The 3608-nt window shown below is 37.3% G+C and carries 4 protein-coding genes; all 4 read left to right on the top strand.

Annotation, left to right across the window (positions count from 1 at the left end; translation table 11 throughout):
* The first annotated feature begins 571 nt into the window (after nucleotides 1–571).
* On the top strand, nucleotides 572–946 hold the full coding sequence (locus ACECE_RS0214665; RefSeq protein WP_010248546.1) for a hypothetical protein: 375 nt from the start codon (nucleotides 572–574) through the stop codon (nucleotides 944–946).
* Nucleotides 947–1255: 309 nt separating this feature from the next.
* Nucleotides 1256–1735 carry a hypothetical protein gene (locus ACECE_RS0214670; protein ID WP_456049022.1) on the top strand — a complete coding sequence of 160 codons (480 nt, stop codon included), beginning with the start codon at nucleotides 1256–1258 and terminating at the stop codon, nucleotides 1733–1735.
* Between the two features lie 306 nt (nucleotides 1736–2041).
* Nucleotides 2042–2659, top strand: a complete 618-nt coding sequence (locus ACECE_RS0214675) for a hypothetical protein (RefSeq protein ID WP_010248549.1) — start codon at nucleotides 2042–2044, stop codon at nucleotides 2657–2659.
* A gap of 626 nt (nucleotides 2660–3285) precedes the next feature.
* Nucleotides 3286–3608 (top strand): hypothetical protein (locus ACECE_RS32630; protein ID WP_205410186.1); only part of this gene is annotated, 323 nt, incomplete at its 3' end.

Consider the following 3608-nt stretch of genomic DNA (forward strand, 5'->3'; position numbering starts at 1 on the left):
CGTTTTTGATTGGTTCGAAGAACCTTTAAAAATAAGCATAAACCAATGGAAGAAAAAAGGGATCAAGTTGAATAATGCTATTGTTTATAAGAATAGTGAGCAAAGACCAGTTCAGGTGTATCCCTTTGAAATTCTGTAATATAAATGATGTTATTTTTAGTGAATTGGTGTAAATTGCATAATCTACTTGATATTTAATAAAGGACATCAAGGAAGAATGTTATAAGGGCCCCGTCCGTGGGGCTCTGGCTTCGCGGGCCCGCCGCACATCAGAGAACAAGTCCATTTGCGTAAAGGGCAAAGCATGTAGAAATTTCTCTGGAGAAGGAGCATGAGGTCATCCTGCCCACACCGCCTCACCGGGCTAAAGCCGCCAAGGAGTATTCCTTGCGGGTCCGGTTCGGACGGCGTCGCAAATGGCAAGACGTTATATAAAATCGCACGCAAGCCGTCCCTTCCATGGGACGGATTTTTAGGGATAGTCTTTGAAGGTATATTTAGATTTAAACAGTAACTAAAGATTGTTTCCTTGATAAACATGAAAAGTGAAGATTATAAGGAGTCAAAGATCATGAGGTTAATTGGAAGTTTAAGAGAAGATGAAATTAGAAAACAAATGATAAAAGCACACAATGATTTATTTTATGAGAGAAAAAATGAAAAGTTATTAAAAATATTAACAGAACTTTTTCCAGATATTAAAACTGCGTACTTCTTGGGACATACAATTGAACAATGTGAGGATATTTATACGCTGCTTGTTAACGATAATATAATTGTATCTATTGAAATTGATAAATATAATATAAGCGTTGATCCGATTGTTGAGATTGAATCAGTTGAAGATTATTTGAATGGAATTGGTAAACAAAGACATATTGAATTTTTAGTTGCAATGGATTTAGTAAAAAAAGACTTGAAAAGCTCAAAGTCTATTACTATTTAAAGCATAGCATTTATTGAAGGTGCGGCCATCCGTGGCCGCTCTGGCTTCGCGGGGCGTGCGACTTTACATAACAAACCATGACCGTGAAGGTGCGTGAAAGATAATTCATGAAGTAAGCCTCTGTAGAGCGAGCATGAAGCGTGCCGCACCACATTCCATCGTCGGGTGACAAGCACCACCTACGGAGAAAGTCTCTGTGGGTCCGACTCTGGAACGTCGGTCATGGAAGACGATCTCCGACATATCCTGATTTGTCCGCCATCCATGGCGGAGTTTTTCTAGGGTAAGGCTTTGTAGTTATTTAGCACTGTGGAGGATTTGATGACAATATATTATATGAAATATGTAATTAAAAAAAGTTTATTAAGCACGTATACATATGCTATTATTGATATTAGGGAAAAGGAATTATTTGAAGATATTAGATCGTTGATTTGCAATTGTATTAGATTTGAAAACTGTGACAAAATTTTAGTTTGTACTAAGAATAGTGAAGACAAATTTGTTGTTGAAAAATACCCTTTTGAAGATGAAGATAGTGAAGACAAAGATGATGTTTTTAATGTCATTATTAGATATATTGCGAGTAGGTATAGTTATCAAAATATAAATTTTAACATTACTTATGGTGCTAAAAGAAAAACAGTTAAGATTCTTAGTAGTGCGGAGTTTTTAGATGTGGAAAACGGGAAAAAATCAAAAATTATTACAACTGTTGGACCAATAGAAAGCGGGCAAGTTAAATTTGGACGGTTTAGTGTTGAAAACGGTAATAAACAAGATGAGTAGAAACGTAGATAAGGTATATTTGAGGAATTCCCGTCCGTGGGAATTTCTGAATTACGGGTCAGGATACATCGGAGATCAATGCATCTCAGTGAAGGCTACGATGGTAGGAGCAAGAAGTATTTCTCTGGGGTAAATTCATGTAGCAGGACTCCGCCTCATCCTCTCATGGGCGCAGTTGCGCGCTGACGCGGGACATCCTTACGAGACCATTCGAGGACGACTGAGATGCCGACGATATCTGTCATTCCATTTCCATTTCAGAGAAGGGCTTTGAAGGTTTTGCCAGTGGGGAGGTATATCTAAAAAATGAATAAACTTGATGTTAAGAAAACGACAAATGATTTTGGGTTTGAGTATTTAGGAATATTTATTGATGATATACCTTTAGATATTTACTTATTTGAAGTTACTTCTATAGAAATGTTAAAAGGATTAATGCCTGCTTGGTTTGTTGAATTAAATAGCATAAGTGAGCAAGAATATGTTAGTGAATGTTTAAGTGTTGAGAGTACAGATGGGGTAGTAATACCTATTTTACTTTGTCCTGAGGATATGGATTTCTTGTGTACAGTAATTGTTGTAAAAGTTAGATATACTGAAGAAAGTGTGATATGGGATAAAGTGGGTATTGTTAAAAAAGACAATTGGGATATAGAGTGTTGGGCTAACTCAGGCATTCGAAACTTCGAAAAATGGACAGATGAAGAGTGGAAACAATATGGAAGCTATTTTGATTTGTTTAACTTAAATGACTGGAGATGGGGCGACTGGATTTCTGAAAATTGGCATAAAGAAGAGAAAAGAAGGATATTAAACTATACCCATGATTACCTTAATAACAATGAGAATATTGGATGGTTTGAGAATGTACCTGTATTAGTTTTTAATAAAGAAGATTACAAGAATATTATTAGAAAGAAATAAGATTTTTGTTTTAGAGCTGGGCTTTGGAGCTGGAAATGGAACGACAGATATCAACACATGCGCGTAAAGGTACGGATAGAAATTCATGAAGAATTGCTTTGTGGGTCATCCCATGTAGAAGTACCGTACTACACCGCCTCACCGGCCGCGGAGCGGCTCTTACCGGTTATCCTCTGGGGTCCGGTTCGGACGGCGTCGCGCATGTACACGTTCTCTGAAATGCGGCGGAGGAAAGCGAGCATCCGTGCTCGCTAGGTTAATGGAATTACTGATCTAATTGTATACCAAAAATGACACCACTGCTATCATAAATGTGGACCACTTACTGGGTCCTTTTTTTGTAGCCGCTGTCTTAAATAGCACCACTATGGGAAAAATACAAAATAAAAAAGCCTGCCAACTTTTCCCAGAGAAACGCAGACTTTTTTAGAATGTATGAGAGTGTCACACATATGGAAAATATATCATTATTCCCGCAAAACTACAAGAAACCACATACATATTACCTGCAAATATCTCGCGAAGAATACCTTCAACTTCGCTCTGCTAGGCTAATTTCAGGAAAACTACATTTTCAACGTTTAATACTTAATTATCGGGAAATACAGGTTAAATGTCCTATCATTGTGGCAGATAACTCTAATCCAATCATTGTTATGCCAGCTTTTAAGTTCTCATACAGGCCTTACCCCATATTTGTTTACTTCTATGCCCTCGCACTTTATCTTACAGGAATATCGATGCGTAAGGCTGCCATGAAAACAGCCCAAAAGTTTGGAATACCGGGTTTTAGTCATTCCACAATAAGTAGAGTATTTTCAAGAATGGCTGCTAATATTGATCTGTTGCAATCTTTACTTTATGCAAATCAATATGATGAAAATTCCTTATTGAAGACAGCGTTGCCAGGATCACCGAAATGCAAAACATCTCCAAAGCTAAAGAGTAT

This window comes from Acetivibrio cellulolyticus CD2 (assembly GCF_000179595.2).
GTDB classification, from domain to species: domain Bacteria; phylum Bacillota; class Clostridia; order Acetivibrionales; family Acetivibrionaceae; genus Acetivibrio; species Acetivibrio cellulolyticus.

Coding starts and splice junctions, on each gene's coding strand:
- ACECE_RS0214665 (WP_010248546.1), top strand. CDS start 572: ATGAGGTTAATTGGAAGTTTAAGAGAAGATGAAATTAGAAAACAAATG.
- ACECE_RS0214675 (WP_010248549.1), top strand. CDS start 2,042: ATGAATAAACTTGATGTTAAGAAAACGACAAATGATTTTGGGTTTGAG.